At 63.6% G+C, this 17,963-nt stretch carries 18 protein-coding genes and 1 tRNA gene; 10 read left to right on the top strand and 9 right to left on the bottom strand.

The window, feature by feature from the left end; genetic code table 11:
- Window positions 1-4 precede the first annotated feature (4 nt).
- The 4 genes from K359_RS0113370 to K359_RS0113385 all read left to right on the top strand — a co-directional run bounded on the left by K359_RS0113370 (window position 5) and on the right by K359_RS0113385 (window position 2,998).
- Window positions 5-604, top strand: coding sequence for a TMEM175 family protein (locus K359_RS0113370; RefSeq protein ID WP_029079807.1), 600 nt, complete (start codon window positions 5-7; stop codon window positions 602-604).
- A 36-nt stretch (window positions 605-640) separates the two neighbouring features.
- Window positions 641-1,495 (top strand): alpha/beta fold hydrolase, encoded by an 855-nt coding sequence (locus K359_RS0113375; RefSeq protein ID WP_029079808.1) that lies wholly within the window; start codon window positions 641-643, stop codon window positions 1,493-1,495.
- 31 nt (window positions 1,496-1,526) lie between these two features.
- Window positions 1,527-2,297, top strand: coding sequence for an SDR family oxidoreductase (locus tag K359_RS0113380; RefSeq protein WP_029079809.1), 771 nt, complete (start codon window positions 1,527-1,529; stop codon window positions 2,295-2,297).
- A gap of 251 nt (window positions 2,298-2,548) precedes the next feature.
- Entirely contained in the window at window positions 2,549-2,998 is a 450-nt protein-coding gene (locus tag K359_RS0113385) for a tautomerase family protein (protein ID WP_029079810.1), read from the top strand.
- Window positions 2,999-3,286: 288 nt separating this feature from the next.
- Here K359_RS0113385 and K359_RS61205 read toward each other — a convergent pair whose 3' ends face one another.
- A complete protein-coding gene (locus K359_RS61205) occupies window positions 3,287-3,430 on the bottom strand; it encodes a hypothetical protein (RefSeq protein ID WP_156928475.1) in 144 nt (47 codons plus the stop codon).
- Between K359_RS61205 and K359_RS51840 the strand changes: the two genes are divergently transcribed.
- Window positions 3,417-4,664, top strand: a complete 1,248-nt coding sequence (locus K359_RS51840) for a cytochrome-c peroxidase (protein ID WP_051346112.1) — start codon at window positions 3,417-3,419, stop codon at window positions 4,662-4,664. The two genes, K359_RS61205 and K359_RS51840, sit on opposite strands and share 14 nt — an antisense overlap.
- An 11-nt stretch (window positions 4,665-4,675) precedes the next feature.
- Here K359_RS51840 and K359_RS0113400 read toward each other — a convergent pair whose 3' ends face one another.
- A complete protein-coding gene (locus K359_RS0113400) occupies window positions 4,676-5,977 on the bottom strand; it encodes a sorbosone dehydrogenase family protein (protein WP_029079811.1) in 1,302 nt (433 codons plus the stop codon).
- A 459-nt stretch (window positions 5,978-6,436) separates the two neighbouring features.
- Between K359_RS0113400 and K359_RS0113405 the strand changes: the two genes are divergently transcribed.
- Complete coding sequence (locus K359_RS0113405) at window positions 6,437-6,724, top strand: hypothetical protein (protein WP_029079812.1); 288 nt, start codon at window positions 6,437-6,439, stop codon at window positions 6,722-6,724.
- A 147-nt stretch (window positions 6,725-6,871) separates the two neighbouring features.
- Here K359_RS0113405 and K359_RS0113410 read toward each other — a convergent pair whose 3' ends face one another.
- From K359_RS0113410 to glf, 4 genes are all read right to left on the bottom strand, one after another.
- The gene (locus K359_RS0113410) at window positions 6,872-7,549 is read right to left on the bottom strand and encodes a Crp/Fnr family transcriptional regulator (protein ID WP_029079813.1); all 678 of its coding nucleotides are present in this window, start codon (window positions 7,547-7,549) and stop codon (window positions 6,872-6,874) included.
- A 207-nt stretch (window positions 7,550-7,756) separates the two neighbouring features.
- Window positions 7,757-8,140 (bottom strand): hypothetical protein, encoded by a 384-nt coding sequence (locus tag K359_RS0113415; protein WP_029079814.1) that lies wholly within the window; start codon window positions 8,138-8,140, stop codon window positions 7,757-7,759.
- Window positions 8,141-8,702: 562 nt separating this feature from the next.
- Window positions 8,703-9,971, bottom strand: a complete 1,269-nt coding sequence (locus tag K359_RS0113420) for a serine hydrolase (RefSeq protein ID WP_029079815.1) — start codon at window positions 9,969-9,971, stop codon at window positions 8,703-8,705.
- Between the two features lie 66 nt (window positions 9,972-10,037).
- Complete coding sequence (gene glf, locus K359_RS0113425) at window positions 10,038-11,246, bottom strand: UDP-galactopyranose mutase (RefSeq protein WP_029079816.1); 1,209 nt, start codon at window positions 11,244-11,246, stop codon at window positions 10,038-10,040.
- Window positions 11,247-11,444: 198 nt separating this feature from the next.
- On the opposite strand from glf, the gene K359_RS0113430 reads away from it, so the two are divergent.
- The 3 genes from K359_RS0113430 to K359_RS0113440 all read left to right on the top strand — a co-directional run bounded on the left by K359_RS0113430 (window position 11,445) and on the right by K359_RS0113440 (window position 14,449).
- Window positions 11,445-12,677 carry a hypothetical protein gene (locus K359_RS0113430; RefSeq protein WP_029079817.1) on the top strand — a complete coding sequence of 411 codons (1,233 nt, stop codon included), beginning with the start codon at window positions 11,445-11,447 and terminating at the stop codon, window positions 12,675-12,677.
- A 74-nt stretch (window positions 12,678-12,751) separates the two neighbouring features.
- Window positions 12,752-13,909, top strand: coding sequence for a caspase family protein (locus tag K359_RS51845; protein WP_051346113.1), 1,158 nt, complete (start codon window positions 12,752-12,754; stop codon window positions 13,907-13,909).
- A 129-nt stretch (window positions 13,910-14,038) separates the two neighbouring features.
- A complete protein-coding gene (locus tag K359_RS0113440) occupies window positions 14,039-14,449 on the top strand; it encodes a hypothetical protein (protein ID WP_029079818.1) in 411 nt (136 codons plus the stop codon).
- A 22-nt stretch (window positions 14,450-14,471) separates the two neighbouring features.
- Here K359_RS0113440 and K359_RS0113445 read toward each other — a convergent pair.
- The 3 genes from K359_RS0113445 to K359_RS0113455 form a co-directional block, all read right to left on the bottom strand.
- A tRNA-Phe gene (locus K359_RS0113445) sits at window positions 14,472-14,547 on the bottom strand.
- 139 nt (window positions 14,548-14,686) lie between these two features.
- Window positions 14,687-14,869: a DNA gyrase inhibitor YacG gene (yacG, locus tag K359_RS0113450; RefSeq protein WP_029079819.1), complete on the bottom strand. Its 183-nt coding sequence runs from the start codon at window positions 14,867-14,869 to the stop codon at window positions 14,687-14,689.
- 224 nt (window positions 14,870-15,093) lie between these two features.
- Window positions 15,094-15,723, bottom strand: coding sequence for a Maf-like protein (locus tag K359_RS0113455; protein ID WP_029079820.1), 630 nt, complete (start codon window positions 15,721-15,723; stop codon window positions 15,094-15,096).
- 544 nt (window positions 15,724-16,267) lie between these two features.
- Between K359_RS0113455 and K359_RS0113460 the strand changes: the two genes are divergently transcribed.
- Window positions 16,268-17,926, top strand: coding sequence for an ATP-dependent endonuclease (locus K359_RS0113460; protein WP_029079821.1), 1,659 nt, complete (start codon window positions 16,268-16,270; stop codon window positions 17,924-17,926).
- Window positions 17,927-17,963 lie beyond the last annotated feature (37 nt).

Raw genomic sequence — 17,963 nt, forward strand, 5'->3', positions numbered from 1 at the left:
TGCCATGCAGGACAAACCTCTATCAGCCGATCGGCTCGGCGCGTTTTCCGATGCGGTGATCGCCGTCATCATCACGGTGATGGTGCTGGAACTGAAGGCGCCGGAGGGCTCGCGGTTCGCCGACCTGTTGCCGCTGTGGCCGACCGCAATCAGCTACGCGGCGAGCTACCTGTTCATCGCCGTGATCTGGGTCAATCATCACCATCTGCTGCATCTGGTGCGGCAGCCGACGCCGCGGCTGATCTGGCTGAATTTCGTCCATCTGTTCGCGGTCTCGCTGCTGCCCTTCGCCACCGCATGGGTCGCGCAGTCGAAAATGGCCGCGGCGCCAGTGGTGGTCTATGCGATGATCTTCCTCGTGATCGACCTCGCCTATCTCGCCTTCGAGCGCGCGGTGCTGACGCAGGCGGACCAGACCATGATTTCCGAGCGGGTGCGGGCATGGACGCAGCGCCGCACGCTGCTGGCGCTACTGGTGTTCGCGGCCGGCGCCGCCATCGCGCCCTTCATGCCGCTGCTCGGCTTCGCCACCGTGTGCTGCGCGCTGCTGCTTTACCTCAGGCCCGAGGCGATCGGCGGGCTTGTGACGCAGATCAAATCCTGACCCCACCCCACATCACCACCACAAGGAGTGACAGATATGTCCGAGATCAAATATCGCACGGCCGATGTCGACGGCTTCAAGGTGTTCTATCGCGAGGCCGGGTCGCCCGGCGCGCCAAAGCTGCTGCTGCTGCACGGCTTCCCGAGCGCGGGCCACATGTTCCGCGATCTGATCCCGCTTCTCGCGGACAAATTCCACATCGTGGCGCCTGATCTGCCCGGCTTCGGCCAGTCGGACATGCCGGCGCGCGACAAGTTCGCCTTCACCTTCGACAACATCGCCGCCGTGATCGACCGCTTCACCGAGGTGATCGGCTTCGACCGCTACGCGGTCTATGTGTTCGACTATGGCGCGCCGACCGGCTTCCGCCTCGCGCTCAAGCATCCCGAGCGGATCACCGCGATCATCTCGCAGAACGGCAATGCCTATGAGGAGGGTCTGAGCGACGGCTGGACGCCGATCAAGGCCTATTGGCAGGATCCCTCGCCGGCGAACCGTGATGCGCTCCTCGCGTTCCTGACGCCGGACACCACGCGCTGGCAGTACACCCACGGCACACCGGACCCGGAGGCGGTGTCGCCTGACGGACAGAACCTCGACAATTACTACATGGCGCGGCCCGGCGCCCATGACGTGCAGCTCGATTTGTTCGGCGACTACAAGAGCAACGTCGCGCTCTACCCGGCCTTCCAGAATTACTTCCGCACCCATCAGCCGCCGTTCCTCGCGGTGTGGGGCAAGAACGATCCGTTCTTCCTGCCGCCGGGCGCCGAAGCCTTCAAGCGCGACAATCCGCGCGCGGTGGTGCGCTTCTTCGACACCGGCCATTTCGCGCTGGAGACTCATGCCGCCGAAATCGCGCAAGCCATCCGCGAATTCCTGAGCCGCTGACATAACGGGCGCCGCACCAGGGAATATGCACATGACCGAATCCGTCGCCATCGTGACCGGCGCAAGCTCCGGCATCGGACGCGCCACCGCGCTGCGGCTCGCTCGGGATTTTTCCGCCATCGTGCTCGTCGCGCGCAGCGGCGAGAAGCTGCGCGAGGTAGGTCACGAGATTGAAGCCGGCGGCGCTACGCCGCTGGCGCTCGATCTCGATCTTGCCGCGCCTGATGCCGCCGACGCCGTCGTGAAGGCCACGCTGGACCGCTTCGGCCGCATCGATGCGCTGGTCAATGTCGCGGGCGCGGTGCCAGGGATCGATCTGTTCGAAATGAACGATCAACAGTGGGACGCAGGCCTCGCGCTCAAATTCCACGGCGCCAGGCGGCTGACGATCCACGCCTGGGACGCACTGAGAACGTCGCAAGGCGCCGTGGTCTTCACGTCAGGCAACGCCGCCGTGCTGCCGCGCGCCGGTGTGGCCGCAGTGGGCACGATCAACGCGGCGATCGAGGCATTGGCAAAAGCGTTCGCCGAACGCGGCATCGATGACGGCGTGCAGGTGAATTGCGTATCGCCGGGCGCCATCATGACCGGACGCCGCCTTGCGATGCTGGAGAACGCCGCGGCGGCCAGGCAGGTCGACGTCGAGACCGCGAAGGCAGGCTTCCTCAGGCAGGCCGGCATCAAGCGGTTCGGCACGGCAGAGGAGATCGCCGACCTCATCGCGTTCGCCGTGTCACCGCCGGCGCGCTGGATGACCGGCACGGTGCTGCGCATGGATGGCGGCGAGATCAGGACCGTGTGAGGCCGCGCCATCTGCGTGATCCACTGTCTTCCCCTTCCCCCTGAAAGGGGGGAGGCCGGGATGGGGGTCAGCCGCAGACGCCGCTGTATGCGGAGAGAGCAGATCCCCACCCGCTTTGCTCTGGCGAGCAAAGCGACCTCCCCTTTTCAAGGGGAGGTTTGGAGTACGCATGGCCCGAATGAAGGTCTGCTTGACGGCGCGGCTGCCCGCGCGGAATCTGGACAGATCGACATCCCAGCGAGGTCACGCAGATGCCAACCTATTACTGCACCAGCGCGCAGGGCCGCCTCAGCGCGGAGCAAAAGAGCAGGATCGCGGGCGAGATCACCCGGATCCATGCCGAGGTGACGGGCGCGCCGAGCTATTTTGCGCAGGTGATCTTCAGCGAGGTCGCCGCGGGCAACTGGTTCATGGGCGGCGTCCCGGTCGCCCATGATCACGTCTTCGTCTACGGCCGCATCCGCTCCGGCCGCGCCGCGGTCGACAAGACGCGGATGATCAGGCTGATGGCCGATGCCATCGCGCAGGCCGCCGATGTCGACAGCAAGCGCGCGGTCTGGATCTATCTCAACGAATTGCAGCCGCGGCAGATGATCGAGTTCGGCCATGTGCTGCCCGAACCCGGCGACGAGCCGGCCTGGACCGACGCGCTGCCGGACGCCGACCGCAATTTCATGCAGTCGATCGCCAAGCGACGCTGAGGGCACCTTCGCACCGGCTTCACCAAGGCCGCCAGGCAACTCCGGCAGACCTTCGCGAAGGTGCACGGCAGATACGTCCTGACCCGGTCGCGCTACGAATAGCCAATCGAGTGCCGGAGACGTGACTTGCACGCTGCCGGCCCTGCTCCGACAACGCGCGAAGGCCGCATCGGGAACTTCTGGGGGTACGAGATGAGCTGTCGGATTCTGGCCGGGATCGCCGTTGCAGTCGCAGCGACGTGCACGGCGATTCCGATGCTGCTTGCGCGAGACGGCTCAGGCCCGATGTCACCGGCCACGCTGGCCGAGATCGCGCGCCTGGAAGCCGAGATCGACCGGATCGAAGGCGATACGTTGACGCGCCTCGCGGCCGCTCCCGACAATCAGGTTCAGCAGATCGAACTGCTTCGGCAAGCTGATGCTGTTCGACAAGCAACTGTCGGTGAACCGCAACGAAGCCTGCGCCTTCTGCCACATGCCGGACACCGGGTTCACCGGACCGATCTCGGAAATCAACCGCACCACCGGCTCCTATCCCGGCTCGGTGCGGACCCGCTTCAGCGAACGCAAGCCGCAGACCCACACCTACGCGCCGCTGGCGCCGGTCCTGCACTACAACGAAGGCCAGGGCGACCTGGTCGGCGGCAATTTCTGGGACATGCGCGCAACCGGACGGCGCCTCGGCAATCCTGCCGCCGAGCAGGCCGAAGGCCCGCCGACCAATCCGGTCGAGATGGGCCTGCCCGACATCGCCTGCGTGGTGTATCGCGCCTCGCAACGACCCTATCGCGGCTTGTTCGAAACCGTGTGGGGCGCACAGGCATTTGCAATCGGCTGGCCCGCCGACGTGGAAAGCGTCTGCAATACCCCGGGCCCGCCGCCCGCCAACGATCCGTTACCCGTGCATCTCAGCAAAGTGGATCGCGGCCGCGCCGCCACCACCTTCGACCAGATGGCGCAATCGATCGCGGGCTATGAAGCCTCGCACGAGGTCACGGCGTTCTCCTCGAAATATGACGCCGTGCAGGCTGGAAAGGTCACGTTCACGGCGCTGGAGCAGCAGGGATACGACGTCTTCCGCGGCAAGGGACGCTGCAACGAATGCCATCGCGACGGCGGCCCCGGAGAAGATCCGCTGTTCACGGACTTCACCGCAAGCAATATCGGGACGCCGGCGAACCCGCTGCTGCCCTATTACGCGGAAAACACGCCCGATGATCGCGGCTATGTCGCCAACAAGAACGGCTCCGCCTTCGTCGACGGCGGGGTCGGCGCTTTCCTCGCCGGCGGCCATCCGCTGAGCCAGCCTTCGGCGGTCGATGCGCGCTGGAAGCCGCTGGCGCCGCAGACCCGCGGCCGGTTTCGGGTGCCCACGCTGCGCAATGTCGACAAGCGGCCGTCGCCGGACTTCGTCAAGGCGTACGCTCATAATGGCTACTTCAAGAGCCTGAAACAGATCGTCCACTTCTACAACACGCGCGACGTGCTGCCGCGCTGCGCAGCGGACGACCCGCGTGAAGGCACCGGCTGCTGGCCCGCGCCGGAAACCACCGAGAACATGAACACGAGCAAGACCGGCAATCTCGGCCTGACCGACCAGGAGGAAGATGCCCTAGTCGCGTTCATGCAAACGCTGACGGACGGATACATACCGCCGAAGCACTAACACGCGCGCGCTTACGCCCCGGTGACGCGCCAGATCACGTTGCCGACATCGTCGGCCACCAGCAGCGAGCCGTCGGGACCGAGCGCGACGCCGACCGGGCGGCCGTACGACACCTTCTCGTCGGGCGCGAGGAAACCCGACAGGATGTCGCGCGCGGGCCCCGAGGGACGGCCGTTGGTGAACGGCACGAACACCACCTTGTAGCCTGACAGCGTCGAGCGATTCCACGAGCCGTGCTGGCCGATCACCATGCCGTCGGGGAAGCCGGGCAGCGTGCCCGCGGGCATCCAGCACAGGCCGAGCGAGGCGGTGTGGCCGCCGAGCGCATAGTCCGGCTGGATCGCCTTGGCGACCAGCGCCGGATCCTGCGGCACGCGATCGTCCACCGTCTGTCCCCAGTAGCAATAGGGCCAGCCGTAGAAGCCGCCGTCGCGCACCGAGGTCAGATAGTCCGGCGGCGTCTCGTCGCCGATGCCGTCGCGTTCGTTGACGACGGTCCACAGCACATTCGTCGTCGGCTCCCACGCGATCCCGACCGGATTGCGCAGGCCGCCGGCGAATATCCGGCTGGTGCCGGCGACGAGATCGAGCTCGTAGATCGCGGCACGGCCTTGCTCGACCTCCATGCCGTTCTCGGCGATGTTGCTGAGCGAGCCGACGCCGGCATAGAGTCTCTTGCCGTCGGCGCTCGGCAGCAGGCTGCGCGTCCAGTGTCCGTCGGGCTTGAAGGTGACGAGCTTGCGTCCCTCTGCCGTGATGCGGTCCGCGCCCGCGGTGTAGGGAAAGGCAACCACGCCGTCGGTGTTGCCGACATAGAAGGTGTCGCCGACCAGCGCCATGCCGAACGGCTGGCGCAATCCCTCCATGAAGGCACTGCTGCTTTCGGCGACACCATCGCCGTCACGGTCGCGCAGCACCGTGATGCGGTTGGCGCTGACGCCGAGCGCGGCGGCGCGGCGCATCGTCGCCTGCATCGCATAGTGGAACACGCTGCGCGGCGTGCCGGCGATCTGCGTCGCCTCGGCGATCAGCACATCGCCATTGGGCAGCACGTTGATCCAGCGCGGATGATCGAGCCCGGCTGCAAAGGCGTTAACCTTGAGCCCGGGCGCAGCGGTCGGGAGCTGGCCCTTGTCCCAGCCACGTGCCGTCGGCATCTTCAGCGTCGGGATCGCGCCCTGCGACTTTGCCGTCGGAATCTGCGGCGCGCTGCCCCAGGCGGGCGCGGGCTCGGCGCCCTGCATCCGCCGCCACGCCACGGCGCCCGCACCGATCGCCGCGACGACGCGGGCAAAAACTCCAGACGTGCTCATGAACTTCCCCTGTACTTGCGCCTTGTTAGTGTGCCCTACCGGCCGGCCGCGACCGGCAAGAGCATTGGCATAATGCCTGCCCTGATGACAGTAGTTGTACGATCTTCGCAGCCGCCCTCGAATCGAGCAATCTCGCTGCACGCTCCCTTGTCAGAGCGTTTTCCTCCCTGAGACCTTGCCCGCCCGGTCGGCGGGCTTCCTTTTACGAAAACGCCCGATTCTTTCGGAGCCGCGCGTCCGCGGCTCGTCTGCGGACCGTTATAGCCGGAAGGGCATAGCGGACCAGCGCGGGATGCATACTGCTAAGCAGAGACGTGCGTACCGGTCCTTCAGGGTCCAAGCCCCCTCACCAAAACCTGATCCCACCCTCGTGCAGCTTCACCTTCATGGGGTGCATGGCAGATCAGGAACGCTGCTCCATGCCGGTCGTTGGTCGGGACACCAGCATGGAGTGTATGAATGCAACGGAAGACCAAGATACTGACCCTGGCCGTGGCGTCCCTGATTGCAACGACAGCAGGTGCGTTCGCGCAGGGCCATTATCCGTATGGGAACCCCGATGCGAGATACTACGGCGGTCCGCGCTACGAGACCGTTCAACCGCATGTGATGTACCAACCGGCGCAACCGGGCCGGTACGGCGCGATGAACGGCAGCAACCATCCGGCGCCGAGTTCGACTCAGGGCGACGTTGGTCCTGAAGGGAACAACAACGGCACGCTGACCGGCGTCTACCGGCAGTGGTAGTCCACGCAAAATTGAAGGCCCATCGCTCGACCTGAGCGATGGGCCTTTTTGCTGTTCCTCACTCGGCCGCCTGGACATGCACGGGCGTCTCCGCCTCCAGCGCGGAAGAACTGCGTGCTGCAGGCGCGGCTCAAGGCCGCGCGGCGGTCAGTCTTTCCGGTCTATCTCAGGCTTGTCGCGCAGAACAGCGTTCAGAAGCGAGCTGTGAACTTCGATCTTTCCGTTGTAGCTGATGAAGCCGAGCTTGCGGAACTTGTTCATGAAGAAGCTAACCCTTGAACGGGTCGCACCGATCATTTCGGCCAGCGTTTCCTGGCTGATTTCGACGTCAATGGGCTGCGCGCTGGTTTCCTTGCCGAAATTTGCCAGCAGGAGCAGCAGGCGCGCCAAGCGCTTCTCGCTGGAATTGAAAAGTTGGTCGATCAGGTCTTCTTCCATTCGGCTATTGCGCGCGAGCAGATAGGTCATGAACAACTGAGAGAACATCGGCTTGGCTTCGAGCGTTGAAATCATCGCCGTCTTCGATATTCGCGTGATGACGCAGTCCTCCATTGCCGTGGTCGTGGCAATCCGCAATGGATGACCGTTGAGGCAGCCCTCACCAAAGAATTGTCCCGGCTCCAGGATCCCGACCACGGCTTCCTTACCTTGGTCAGAAACGACTGTGAGTTTGACCTTTCCTTCTTGAATGTAGAATACCGCATCCGCGACATCTCCCTGCGCGAACACGTTCTGGCCTTTGCCAAAGCTAGAAATCGATTTTCCGGCCCCAACCTTGGCCAGGAAGGTTTTGGGATCAAACAAGTCCTTCGCGGGCTTAACCAAAACGGCACTCTCGTTCGCCGGGCGTTAGCATGCTGTCATGCTACCAAGATTCTGCGGGATGTTCATCCGTTGAAAGGCGCGCGCAGCGGGAAATTGGCGTCAAAACGACGCGCTTGACCACTGTTGCAAGAGCCACTGCGCGAGATGCGGGCATGTCGAGAAGTTGCGCGTCTTTGCGCGGATTTCACCCTGTCGCGGGTTGCCTGATTAGCCGCGGCGCTCCGCGGCCTTGCCGCTGCCGAGCGATTCGGCACAGGCCCTTGCGACTGCCGAATTTGGCTCAGTGCTTCCCGGCATCGTGGCCCAACCGCCTTTTTCGACAAACCTGCTCTGGTCGAATGAATAAGTCGCCTTCTTCATTTCGGCCAGGTTCGCCGAGGCATCGGCAGCTTGTCGGAACCTGTCAACGCAGATGGGTGTGAGAGCTGCGACCACGGCCGTCGCAGCACGGTTGCTCGCGAGGGTCTCCGCCGACCCGCCCGTCACCCAGCCACCCCAGCTGAACCCCACGATCGCCAGAGCAATTGCTCCGCCTGCAGCGCCCCATAGCGCGGGCCGCATGGCAGCTTTTGTTTCCTTGGAGATTTCCATGATCTTCATCCTGACCTAGAGGTTTGGGACAGTTCGTGAGACCAAGACACGTCGATTGATCGGTGTCTGTACCAAATTGCTCATTCGGGCGCGGGCGGACCTTCGGGGATGACCTGGTGTACCGGTTGTTTGTGCCGCGATGCTCCTGAACTGCGCGGTCGCTGTCGCGATTCCTCTCCCGCGCAGTTGGGTACGAGCGGTGTACCCAAATAGTCGGTTCCGTGTTCCTTTTTGGACAGACAGGGAGAGCCATCGCCGATCTATTCCACACATTGCACGACTTGAAATATGTTACCGATCAGCCCGGCCCTCGCGGCTGGGCTTTTCGCTTGAGGTCGCCCGTTCCGATCAAACGACGGAATGACACCGGCGTCCCGGCAAAGCGAGAGAGCCTTCCTACGGCGGTTTCGAGCGCAGAGGTGCGCGGTTCGCGTGAAGAAAACACGTCAAACCAAAAAACCGCCTGGGATTCAATCAGAACTGCCAATCAAGGCCCATCGCTCAGTCAGAGCGATGGGCCTTGATGCCTGCTGAAAGAGATCTCACACTGCGGTGACGGTTCTTACTTCACCATCGCGCCGTAGACGATGTCCTGCACGTTCTCGCGATAATATTTGCGCAGCTCACCGGGCGCTGCGGTTCCCACCACCACGACGAGGTGCTCCTTCGGATCGCAGAAGAACTGCGTGCCGTTGGCGCCGTTCCAGGTAAACTCGCCGGGATTGCCCGGCACCGACGACAGGCCCTCGCTGGTCCGCACCGCGACCGACAGCCCGAAGCCGAAGCCGCCGCGATGCGGCTCCACAGCGGCGACGTTGTTCTTGATCTCGGGCCCGAGATGGTTCGACGTCATGTGATGCACCGTCCTGGGGCTGAGGATGCGCTGGCCGTCGAGCTCGCCGCCGTTGAGCAGCATCTGTCCGAAGCGGAGATAGTCGCCGACGGTGGCGAACGAGCAGGCGCCGCCGCAGTCGAACTTGATCGGCGCGTCGAGCACCCTGATCGATTGCGGCTTGCCGGTCAGCGGGTCGTTGGCAAACGGCCGCGCCAGCCGCGCACGCTGGGCGTCGGTCAGGTGGAACGTCACATCCTTCATGCCGAGCGGTGTCCACACATTGGCCTTGAGATAATCGCCGAGCCGCTCGCCCGAGACCTTCTCGACCACGGCGCCGAGCACGTCGATCGAGAAGCCGTATTCGAACTCGGTGCCGGGCTGATGCACCAGAGGCAGCTTAGTGATGCGATCGATAAAGGCCGCCGTGTCGCCCTCGACCGCCGGCGCCGTACCTTCGGGATAGAGCCGCGCCAGCGCGCTCGAACTGTCGGGGCGGCCGCCATACATCAGGCCCGAGGTATGGCGATAGAGATCATGGATGAGGATCGGCCGGGCCTGCGGCTCCATCTTCAGCGAGCCGTCCTCCTGGGGCACACCGACCTTCATGTCGGCAAATGCCGGATAGTACTCGGCGACCTTCGCCTGCAGCGGCAGCCGGCCCTGCTCCATCAGCGTCAGGCCGGCGACCGCCGCCATCGGCTTGGTCATCGATGCCAGCGCGAACACCGCATCGATCGGCATCGGCGTGCCCTTGACCGGATCAAGCTGACCATAGGCCTTGTAGTGCACGAGCTTGCCGTCGCGCGCGATCGCCACCACGGCGCCGGGCACCCGCTTGGCCGCGATCTCGCGCGCGAAGAAATCGTCGAGCCGTGCCAGCCCCGCTTTCGAGAACCCGGCCTGGTCGGGCTTTATCTCGGGCAGCGGCGCGGCGTGAGCGATGTTGAAAGCAAGACCAGTGGCGGCGACAGCCGCGGCGATAGCGGTTTTTCTCATTGTTTCCTCACCGGGGACTGCGGGCGATTGTTATGACGTTCGCTGCCCGCACCCAGAGGGCTTAGATTACGCCGGCAAGGGCGACAAGGCGTGGCGACGCGCGGCCGCGTCGCCGAGTTGCATGCCTTCGCTGCCGAGGCGCGGCTCGACCTCGTGCTCGAACGTCTTCAGCGCGGCGCCGATCGCCTGGTGCATGTCGAGATATTTGTAGGAGCCGAGCCGGCCGCCGAAGATGACATTCGGATGCGACGCCGTCATGGCGTGGTAGGAGGCGAGCATCGCTCGATCGGCCGCGGTGTTGATCGGGTAATAAGGCTCGTCGTCGCGGCCGGCGAAGCGGGAATATTCGCGGTAGATCGTCGTCCTGGCTTGCGCATGCGCGCGCTCCGGATGCAGATGCCTGAACTCGTGGATGCGGGTGAACGGCACCTCGGCGTCGGCATAGTTGATGACGGCAGCGCCCTGGAAATCGGCGACGTCGTGGACCTCGTGCGCGAAGTCGACGGTGCGCCAGCCGAGATGGCCGCAGGCATAGCCGAAGAAGCGGTCGATCGGGCCGGTATAGATCACGAGCTGCCGTGGGTTGATGCGGTCGGCGACGTCGAAATAGTCGACACCGAGCCGGACCGCGACCTTGGGATGATCGAGCATCCTGCGGAAGATTGCGGTGTAGCCGTCCACCGGCATGCCCTCATAACGGTCGGCAAAGTAGCGGTCATCGAAGGTGAAGCGGACCGGTAGCCGGCCGATGATGTCGGCCGAGAGCTCGCGCGGATCGGTCTGCCACTGCTTCTGCGTATAGCCGCGGATCAGGAGGTCGTAGAGCGTGCGGCCGACCGAGGCGATCGCCTTGTCCTCGAGATTACCGATCCCGGAGGCGCCGTGCGCTGCAGCCTCCGCCGTGATCGCGGCGCGCGCCTCGCCGGGCGTCATGATCCGGCCGAACGCGGCGCAAACGGTCGCAAGGTTGATCGGCATCGAATAGACGCGGCCGTTCGCCACCGTGAAGACGCGGTGGCGATAGTCGGTGAACTCGGTGAAGCGCTGCAGATAGCGCCAAACGGCCTCCGAATTGGTGTGGAAGATATGGGTGCCGTAGCGGTGCACCTCGATGCCGCTGTCCGGATCGAGCTCCGAATAGGCATTGCCGCCGATATGCGGACGGCGGTCGAGCACGCAGACGGAGCGGCCGAGCCTGTTCGCCACCTGCTCGGCGATCACGGCGCCGAAGAAGCCCGCGCCCACCACGACGACATCGAAGCCATCAAGCTGCATGTGATCCCCGGCCCTGCCCGTCGAACCGCAAAGGCGCCCCGACGGAGCTTCAACGCTGCGGCACGGCCATTCCGGCGAAATAAATCGCGGCGCCAGGATAATTCCGAGCCCGGAACGGACGGCTCGGCCGTTCAACGAGGAGCAGGCGAGGCGATCGACAGGTCCGGGCGCAGCAACAACATCATACGCGGGGGCCTCATGTCCGTGATCTGCGTTCTCTATTCCAGCAACACGACCTATGATTCACTGCGCGGCATCCTCGCGATGGCCGCGGCCGAGCTCGACCGGCTCGGGCACGAGGTCATGATGCTCGACCTGCTGGCGCCGGATTTCTCGGCCCGGCTCAACGCCCTGCTGCCGCGGCGGACGGAGACGATGGCGCTCGGCTTCTCCGGCATCGGGCTCGACATCCACACCAAGGACGGCAAGCTGTTCTGGGACGTCGCGCAGATCCCGGTCTTCACCTGGTTCTGCGACCACCCCTGCTATTTTGCCAAGCGGCACGGGCTCGAGAGCCGTTATACCGCGCACGGCTACGTATTTCCGGACCACGCCGCCTTCAACCGCGATCATCTGGGCGCCAATGGCGCTGTGTTCGCGACCCATATGGGCATCCCCGATCCCGGCTTCTTCGGCGGCCTGCCGCCCGAGCAGCGCAACGGCCGGCTGATCTTCGCCAAGTCGGGCTGGAATCCGCTGGCGCTCGAACGCGGCTGGCGCAAGACGATGCCGCCAAAACTGTTCGGCCTGCTGTTCGATGCGATCGCCGCGGCGCGCGGCAAGACCTGCGGCGCGTTTCCGAAAATCATCGTCGACGTGGCCGAGCAGCACCTCGTCTATCTGAAGCCGGGCGGCGACCTGTTCAACGTGATCCTGACCCGGCTCGACAATTACACGAGAGGGGTGCGCACCCGCGAGGTGGGCGCCGTGCTTGCCGACTATCCGGTCGATTTCATCGGCGGCGGCTGGAGCGATCTCGACGTCGCCGGACGTCCGGCCCGCGTGCTCGGCGCGATGACCTTCGATGCGATGCGCGAAGGCCTCGGCAGCTATCTCGCCGCGGTCTCGCTCAATCCCAATATCGACCTGTCGGTGCATGACCGGGTGTTCTTCGCGCTCGGTGCCGGCACCGTCCCGGTGTTCGATGCCAACCGCTTCTCGGCCGCGGAGATGCCGCATCTCGCCGGCTTCACCTTCGGCCAGGACACGGCAAGCGTCGCCGCCGCCGTCGAGGCGGTGCTGGCAGATCCTGCCGCGGCGCAGGCGGCGACCGCCACCACCATGCGCGAGCTCTATCCGCGCTTCTCGATGCAGCGGTCGGTGCAGGAGATCCACGAGATCACGCGGTCGATCGCGGGCGCCGCCGGCGCCAATCTGCTACCCGCCGAGCCGGTGCCGGCCGGCGTCTGGACGCCGAAGCAGGCGGCCTGATCGCACAGCCATTTCCGTGGCTGGCTCGCACGCCCTGCGTTACCATGGACCCGTCACCTCCGATCGGGTCCAGCATGAACCGCCGCGCGTTTGTTTCGGGACTGGCCGTCACCGCCGTGCTGGCGGGCCTCGCGTCAGCGCCGGCTCGGGCCGACGGCAAGCGGGTGGCGCTGGTGATCGGCAACGGCGCCTATACAAGCGTGCCGGCGCTGTCCAATCCGCCAAGTGACGCCGGCGATGTCGCGGCGGCGTTGAAGCGCCTCGGCTTCGCTGTCACCCTGATCACCAATGGCCGCTTCGACGAGATGCGGCGCGGCCTGATCGCGCTCGGTCGCGCGGCTGCCGGCGCCGACATGGCGGCGGTGTACTTCGCCGGCCACGGCATGGAGATCAACGGCGACAACTGGCTGATCCCTGTCGATGCCGAGCTGAAGCGCGATACCGACGCCGCCAATGAAGCGATCAGCCTGCAGAGCGTGATGCTGCAGGTCGCAAACACCACAAGCCTCGGCCTCGTCATCCTCGACGCCTGCCGCAACAATCCGTTCGCGGCGAAGATGAGCCGCTCGCTCGCGACGCGCGCCACAGCGGGCAGCGGGCTCGGCCGCACCGAGCCGGTCGGCAACGTGCTGGTCGCCTATGCCGCGCGCGACGGCACCACCGCGCTCGACGGCGACGGACGCAACAGCCCGTTCGCTGCGGCGCTGCTGCGCAACATCGAGGCGCCGGGCGTCGAGGTCACCTTCATGTTCCGCAACGTCCGCGACGACGTGATGGAGGCGACGCGCAACGAGCAGCAGCCCTTCGTCTACGGCTCGCTGTCGCGCAAGGCGATCTATCTGGCGGGCGCGCCACCGGCCGAGAGCGCGGCAGCGAAACAGGCGAACGCGGCGCCGGCCGCCGCGGCATTATCAACGGCGCCCGCGACGGCAGCCGGCGCGATCGATCCGGCGCTGGTCGGCACCTGGGAGATCATGGTGGCAAGCGGCCGCGGCCAGTCGCGCTGGATCTGGCAGATCATGGCCGACGGTGCTTACAAATTCCACGCCGAGCCCGCCCGCTCCGCGCGCCCGCATGAAGGCACCGTCAGCTTCGCCAACGGCCGCTGGACGCTGCACGCGCTGCGGGGGCTGAAGAATTACAGCGACGGCGGCTCCTACGAGATCCACGACACCACCGCCGTGATCACCGGCAAGCTCGGCACGGGCTACTGGAAGCGGAGTGGGGGGTGAGGCGGCGCTACTGTGAGGGGGTAGGGCGACTACCCCACACCGGCGACCAACAGATTAAGGGAATGGCAACGCACACGGATTTAGACACAACATCCGATCATCCAAGCAGAGGTTGTTCGAAGAACATACATGACGCGGATATCTTTCAAGGGCGTTGCAATCGGCAACGTCGTCGACATCGTCGCCTCGAATGTTGTGATGCTACCTGTCGTGATCTACCTACTGGCCTCTGCAAAGACGGGGTCACCGACCGATCAAGGCGCCGCGTCTGCCGTAGAGGCCCTCAAGACAAGCAATGGCTTTCTTGCAGCGTCGAGCATACTTGGTGGACTTTGTTCGATCCTTGGCGGCTACGTTTCCGCGCGTATTGCAAAGCACGATGAAGCGCTCTCGTCGATCCTCTGCGTCGGCTTCGGCATCTATGCGCTGGTCAACGGCACCGGCCACCTTTGGCTGCATTTGCTCTACCTGCCTCTAAGCCCCGCACTCGGCGCCCTCGGCGGTTACCTGCGGTCGCGGCAAACCGCGCGCATCAGCTGATCAAATGTGGCGCTGAAGGGAATGGTGCCCAGGGGCGGGATCGAACCACCGACACTGCGATTTTCAGTCGCATGCTCTACCAACTGAGCTACCTGGGCATACTCGCGGGGCCGAAAGGCCGCAGCGAGCGGGCGGTTTATAGAGAGGTCGGGGCGCCGTGTCCACCCGCCTTTGCCAAAGGCTTCGGCGTGGCAGGCCCGCCCGGCGTTGTTTCCCCAACTTGTTGGGAAATCTTGGCTATTCCGGGTCCTCTACGTCGTCCTCGCGGCCGGGGACGACATAGCGGCCGGTCAGCCAGCGGTTGAGGTCGACGTCGCGGCAGCGCGGGGAACAGAACGGGAGAAAAGCCTGCTGGGCGGGCTTGCTGCAGATCGGGCAGGCGCGCGCGGTGGCCGGGGGTGTTCGGGCTTGATCGGTCATGGCTGGGACAGACTACATCAACTGGAGTTGCAAAGCCGCCGCGAGCGCCGGGTTCCTCTTCCTTTCCCCTTGTGGGAGAAGGTGGCGCGCAGCGCCGGATGAGGGGTTTCGATCCGCGGAGACAGACCCCTCACCCAAATCGCATCTCGCGATGCGATTTGACCTCTCCCACAGGGGGAGAGGTGCAGTGCTAATGCGGCGCCGGAAGAGAGACTCGTCAGATCTCACACCGCGACGGCGTTGAGCCAGCCGTGGCGGATCGGAAAGCCCTCGCCGCCGAGCAGGGTCACGGTCTCGTAGAGCGGCAGGCCGACCACATTGCTGTAGGAGCCGACCAGCTTGACCACGAAGGAGCCGGCGATGCCCTGCACGGCATAGCCGCCGGCCTTGCCGCGCCATTCGCCGGAGCCGATATAGGCCTGGATATCGTCGTCGCTGAGCCGCTTGAAGCGCACGCGCGTCTCGACCAGGCGCTGGCGGAACGCCTCGCGCGGCGTCACCACGCAGATCGCGGTGTAGACGCGGTGGTTGCGGCCCGACAACAGCCGCAGGCACTGCGCGGCCTCGTCGACCAGATTGGCCTTCGGCAAGATGCGGCGGCCAACCGCGACCACGGTATCGGCGGCAATGATGAAGGAGCCGCGCAGATCGTCGTCGAGCTGCACCGATTTCAGCGCCGCGTCCGCTTTCGCACGCGCCAGCCGATTGGCGCAGGCGCGCGGCAGCTCGCCCCGCCGCGGGGTCTCGTCGACATCGGCCGGACGCAACGCATCGGGCTCGATACCGGCCTGGTTGAGCAGGGCCAGCCGCCGCGGCGAACCGGAAGCAAGAACGAATTTGGGACGGCCTAGCATGCGGGTTTTGGGGCTGAATCGGGGGGACGGACGCGGGCGGAACCTATCGGATGGGGCATGGATGCACAACCTTGGAACCGGCCTGCGAATCGCGCTTCCCCGTGGGCGACAAGGCCCCATAAGCACAGCTGTTTGTCAGTCTGGCGACAAGGGGCATTCTGCGAATCGGAACCACGCAGGACTCTTCACCTCTCCCCTTGTGGGAGAGGCTCCACCATCGTAGCGGCGCAATTATTCAATTGATTTCAATTACTTAGATGTATCGCCGTTATTCGGTGTCCCTGTAGTGTCATTAACGAACGGACGCTTGGCGCAACTCGAACCCCCGTATTGCGAAGAGCTTACAAGTAACGGTTAGCGCGCTGCACCGCGTTAACGACATAGCTTCCGGCGGTGCTTATCCCGTAGCTCGCCTTTGGCCTTGGCAGAGGCGACGACTCAACCGACAATGCCGCTATTCTATCGAGGATTGTAGGAAGCAAAGTTGATGAGGGGCTAGTCCACCATCAAGCCTCGTTCCATCGTCGCCCAAGGGTCTGTAATAATGATTGAAAGTATTTCGCTCAAATTCACAGAAAGGGCGGAGCCGCTGGTAGTCCCGTCGCAGGGCGTCACCATTTTCGTGGGACCTAACAACTCCGGCAAAAGCCTAGTGCTTCGGGAATTCGAGGCCGCATTCGGAAGCAACGGTACTTTAAACACAAAATTGTTTGGCGATTACGAACTGGAGTGGCCCGAAGAACCACAAATAGAAGCCGACGTTGAGAAGCTAAGAAAGAAGGCGCCGGATGGCATTGTTGTTGAGAATATCTATGTGGGCCGGTTTAGGCCAAATGGTGATCTTGAGGCCAGCCAAGTAAACAAAAGCTCTCTGTTCGACCAATTCAAGGCGCGGGAAAAGCGATGGATCGCATCGCAGTTCTTGAAATATTTTCAGGTCAGGCTCGACGGCCGCACTCGATTTGACCTAACAAATGATCGGCAAACCGGAGACCTCGCCAATCCTCCAGTTAATTTGCTCGCACACCTCTTTCAGGACGACACCCTTCGAAAAGAAATTCGTGACATCATCTTCGACGCATTTGGCGTCTATTTTGTAGTGGACCCTCTGCAAGGCGGCATCTTGCGCATTCGCTTATCGAATGCGGCACCTGGGCGTGAAGAACAATCTCTCGGCAAGGACGCACGCGATTTTCATCGCAGTGCTACCTACATCAAAGATGCAAGCGATGGCGTCCAGGCGTTCGTTGGCATTCTTACGGCTGTCATGTCGGGTGACTTTCGATCGATCCTGATTGATGAGCCGGAAGCCTTTTTGCATCCGCCGCTAGCACGAAAGCTCGGTTATCAGCTCGCAACGACGGCGGCAAAACGTTCGGGGTCGCTCATGGCATCGACCCATAGCCCCGACTTTTTGATCGGATGCTTACAAGGCTCCGCCCAAGTGCGCGTGGTCCGGCTCGAATATTCAAATGGAAAGTCGAAGGGGCAAGCTGTTGATGCTGATGCATTGAGAAAGTTTTTTAAGGCACCCTTGATCCGCAGCGCGAATGTCATTTCCGGGCTCTTTCACGACGGCGTCGTCGTTACAGAGTCGGACAATGACCGAGCATTCTATTCCGAAATTTATTATCGACTGGCCGAGAGAGAAACTGGTTACCCATCGCTCCTCTTCGTCAACGCACAAAACAAGCAAACCATTCGTGACATAATCGAACCTCTTCGTGCGTTCGGAGTTCCCGCCGCTGCCATTGTTGACATCGACATTCTAAAAGACGGTGGCTCGACATGGACCGGATGGCTTAAGGCAGCAAATTTCCCATCTGCAATGACCGGAAGTCTAGGCGTGTTACGTGGCGACTTACATAGGCGCTTTATTGATGCAAATGTCGACATGAAGGCAGATGGCGGCGTTGAGGGCCTTAAGGGAAGTGACCGGGATGCGGTCAATGAGTTGTTCGATACTCTGGATCAATTTGGCGTATTCGTTACGCGAAATGGCGAGATCGAAAGTTGGTTGCGCCACCTTAACGTGCCAGGAAAGAAGGCGGATTGGTCTGTTGCAATGCTCGAAAGGCTTGGCGACGACTCGACCAAGCCAGAGTATGTGCATCCGACAGCGGGTGACGTGTGGGACTTTATGCGCCAGATTGTTGCTTGGGTTCGGAACTCAGACCGGAAGGGAATGGCAAGCACTTCATAGCGAAGTCACGGTCCCACGCGAGCCTCCCATCCACACG

Origin of the sequence: Bradyrhizobium sp. th-b2 (assembly GCF_000426785.1) — a bacterium.
Taxonomy (GTDB): Bacteria; Pseudomonadota; Alphaproteobacteria; order Rhizobiales; family Xanthobacteraceae; genus Bradyrhizobium; species Bradyrhizobium septentrionale.